Source organism: Variovorax sp. 20P10.2.4 (assembly GCF_058244205.1).
Genome location: NZ_JBZAYE010000721.1, coordinates 1 through 3,440 on the forward strand (window position 1 = coordinate 1; position 3,440 = coordinate 3,440).

The 3,440-nt window shown below is 71.4% G+C and carries 4 protein-coding genes and 1 pseudogene; 4 read left to right on the forward strand and 1 reads right to left on the reverse strand.

The features are described from left to right. From AC27VN_RS36300 to AC27VN_RS36310, 3 genes are all read left to right on the forward strand, one after another. Window positions 1-399, forward strand: a 399-nt coding sequence (locus tag AC27VN_RS36300; RefSeq protein ID WP_490879764.1) for a Crp/Fnr family transcriptional regulator, incomplete at its 5' end; no start/stop codon positions are given. A 34-nt stretch (window positions 400-433) separates the two neighbouring features. Continuing rightward, on the forward strand, window positions 434-1,027 hold the full coding sequence (locus AC27VN_RS36305) for an anthrone oxygenase family protein (protein WP_490879765.1): 594 nt from the start codon (window positions 434-436) through the stop codon (window positions 1,025-1,027). A 57-nt stretch (window positions 1,028-1,084) separates the two neighbouring features. Next, window positions 1,085-1,498, forward strand: a complete 414-nt coding sequence (locus AC27VN_RS36310) for a PaaI family thioesterase (RefSeq protein ID WP_093339880.1) — start codon at window positions 1,085-1,087, stop codon at window positions 1,496-1,498. Window positions 1,499-1,503: 5 nt separating this feature from the next. Here AC27VN_RS36310 and AC27VN_RS36315 read toward each other — a convergent pair whose 3' ends face one another. Further along, complete coding sequence (locus tag AC27VN_RS36315) at window positions 1,504-2,733, reverse strand: acyltransferase family protein (RefSeq protein WP_490879766.1); 1,230 nt, start codon at window positions 2,731-2,733, stop codon at window positions 1,504-1,506. A 192-nt stretch (window positions 2,734-2,925) separates the two neighbouring features. On the opposite strand from AC27VN_RS36315, the pseudogene AC27VN_RS36320 reads away from it, so the two are divergent. Beyond that, window positions 2,926-3,440 (forward strand): annotated as a pseudogene (locus AC27VN_RS36320) (LytTR family transcriptional regulator); the annotation flags it as partial.

A 3,440-nucleotide genomic window follows, 5' to 3' on the forward strand; every position in this document is an offset into this window, starting at 1 on the left:
GCCGAGGGCCGCGAGTCGAACAAGAACTTCCATGCCGAGGACGCCTTCGTCTGGCCCGTGACGCCGCTGCTGCGCGACGAGCCGGCGGCCTTCTTCATCGCGGCGCTCGAGCCCGCCGTGGTGCGCTGCCTGCCGTGCGACGCGCTCGAAGCGGCGGTCGCGGCGCTGCCCTCGTGGACCGCGCTGCGGCTGACGGCGCTGGCGGGCCTGTTCGACGACAAGCTGCGGCGCGAGCAGGCCTTCCTGCAATGCGACGCGCGCGCCCGCTACGAGGCGCTGCTGCGCGAACGGCCCGACTGGGCGCGGCGCATTCCGCTGCGCCACCTGGCGTCCTACCTCGGCATGACCGATGTCTCGCTGTCGCGGTTGCGTGCGGAGATGGGGCTTATCGCAGGTTAAGGCGGGCGGGTGCGGCGTGCGCCACAGTCGGCGCATGTCGCCACGTACCTCGCCGCTCTCCTTCGCGCTGTCTCTTGCAGGCTGGGGCCTGCATGGCTTCGCCGTCTTCGCCTTCGGCCTGATGGCCGGCTTCTTCTGGGCCTACGGTTTCAACGTCAGCCTCGCCACGCTGCAGATGGACGGCGCGAGCTATGCCACCGTGCAGTCCAGCCTCAACCGCCATGTGCGGCACGCAATGTTCTTCGGCTTCTTCTTCGGCCCGCCGCTGCTGTGCGCGCTGGCGCTCGCGACCACCTGGCGCGAATGGCGCGAATGGCGATGTGGCTGGTTCGGCCTGCTCGCGTTCGCGGGCGTGCTCTATGCGCTGGGCATCGTGCTGTTCACCGCGCAGGTGAACCTGCCGCTCAATGCGTATACGGAGTCGTGGGATCCGCGGGCGCTGCCGCCCGACTGGGCCGAGACGCGCGCACGCTGGAATGCCGCCAACCTCTGGCGCTGCGCGGCCAGCGCGCTGGCCTTCGCGTTGTCGATCGCGTCGCTCGCGCTGCGTGCGCGGGCTGTCGCCGATGCAACTGCCGCGCGCGTTCCGGTCACGGACGCGACGGGCCGGGCCGGGGGCGCTTCGTAGAGTGGGCTCGACCCATTCTGGTCGACAAGGAGAGTCCCCCTCTCGAAGGAGCATCCGATGCTAGACACCATCCAGGCCTTGAATCGAACGGCCGCATTCAACCGCTGGGCCGGCTTCGAAGTCGTGCGCGCGGAAAAGGGCGAGGCCGAACTGCGCATGGCATGGCGCGAGGCCGACATGGGCCAGTACGCCGGCTTCCTGCATGCCGGCATGATCGGCGCGCTGCTCGACACCGTCTGCGGCTTCGCGGCCGCCACCGTGGCGGGCCGCGTGCTGGCCTCGCACTTCTCGGTCGATTGCATGGCGCCCGCGCTGGGCCGCGTCTTCGTGGCGCGCGGGCGCGTCGTGAAGGCCGGGCGCAAGCAGGTCTTCACCGCCGCCGAGCTGTTCGGCGAGGCCGAGGACGGCACGCTGAAGCTGCTGGCCACGGGCAGCACGATCCTGGTGCCGGTGCCCGACGACAAGGGCTGAGGCCTTCAGCGCGCGGCCGTCAGGGCCGCCGCGGGCGCCCGATCCGGCGCCCGCTTCTCCTGCGGCGGCAGGCCGAACAGCGGCCGCAGCCAGCGCACGCGGCGGATCAGCGCGTCGTTGAGCAGCCAGCAGCCCCCCAGCGTGGCCGCGAGGATCAGCGCCGGCTCGAGCACCGGGCCGAGCGCCAGCGGCGCCAGCCAGACGATCGCCAGCACGATCAGCGTCTGGTGCAGCATGTACCAGGGATAGACCGAGGCATTGGCCCAGCGCAGCCAGGGCCAGGGGCGGTTCAGGTAACGGTGACCATGGCCGAGGAGGGTGGCGACCGCGGCCCAGAGGTAGAGCGAGCGCAGCACGGCGTTGACTTCGTTCGGCACGCTGCCGGCGCCCAGCGTGCGCGCCGCGATGTAGGCGGCGACCACCGCCACGGCCAGCGCCAGCGACACGCGGCGCAGCCGCTCGAGCTCGCGCCAGATGCCGCTGTCCGCGCCCATCCAGTAGCCGTAGAGGAAGACGGTGAAGTAGATGCTGTGCAGGAAGGGGTCGCGCACCAGGTTGTGGGTCGGCGGATAGTGCGGCGCCAGCAGCAGCGTGAAGGCCGCGAGCGGCAGCGCCGGCAGCAGCAGCAGCCAGCCGCCGCGCAGCCCGTTGAAGGACCGGCGCAGCGCCTGTCCAGCGGCCGAGCGCCACAGCGGCAGCGTGAGCGCCACCGTGGCCGTGTAGACGAACAGGTACGGCAGGTACCAGAGGTGGTTCCAGGTGATGCCGAACTCGGCGCCCGCGAAGGCGCCTTTCGGCCAGGGCTGGCTCATCGGCAGGTAGCGCAGCAGGAAGGCGCCGAAGCCCGGCGCCACCAGGCCGTTGGCCACGCCTTCGGCATAGGCCTGCCAGGGCACGACCACCGCCATGCCGAAGGCCAGCGGCAGCATCAGCCGCAGCCCGCGGCCGCGCAGCAGCGCCGCCGTGCCCTGGTGGCGGCTCAGGAAGGCCAGCGAGACGCCCGAGATCAGGAACACCAGGTCCATGCGCCACAGGTTCAGGATCCGCATCGGCCACTGCAGCCATTCGGCCGCATGCGGGCTCTTGAGGTGCCAGGGCCAGTCGGCCACGTAGTACATCGCCACGTGGTAGACGATGACGAGCAGGAAGGCGAGGGCGCGCAGGGCGTCGATGTCGTGCCGGCGCGGGTCGGTGGCCGGCGGGACGGAGGGGCGTGGAAATCGGTCGGTGGGCATGGGGGGCTCCTGGATCGGGGGTGAACGAGCGGCCATGGTCCGGGCGCGGCGCGGCGGCGGCGCATCCGAGGGACGGACCGCCCGGGCTTTGTGACGAGCGGTGGTCCCGGTGGGACGAAACAGGGGGCGAAATCCGTCCCGGGGCCGCCGCTGTCGCCCCATTCGCCACGCGGATCGCGACAATCGCCCGCCATGGCCGGCCCGCGCAAAGACCTCTACCACCGCTACGAGCCGATCCGCCGCCATGTCGAGGTCGGCTTCTGGATCGTCGTGATGGCGCTGCAGGCGCTGTTCAACACCACGGTGGCGATGGTCGACGCGCGCTCGCGCGCCGTGCCGCGCGAGACCTGGGAGATCGTGGTCTGGGAGGGCTCGAGCCACCTCGTGCTGCTGCTGCTGGTGCCGGCCATCGTGGCGCTGGAGCGGCGGCTGTCGTCGCTGGCCTCGCTCGCGCCCGGCAGGCTGGTGCGCTACCTGGCCTGGCATCTCGCTGCCAGCGTGGCGTTCAGCGTGGTCCACGTGATGGCGATGTTCGCGCTGCGCTCGCTGGCCTACGCCGCCGCCGGCGAGCACTACGCCTTCGGCGGCTGGGCCGCGCAGTGGGGCTACGAGTACCTGAAGGACGTGCGCGCCTACGTCTCGATCGTGTTCGGAATCTGGGCCTACCGGCTGTTCATGCTGCGCTGGCAGGGCGAGGCGCGGGTGCT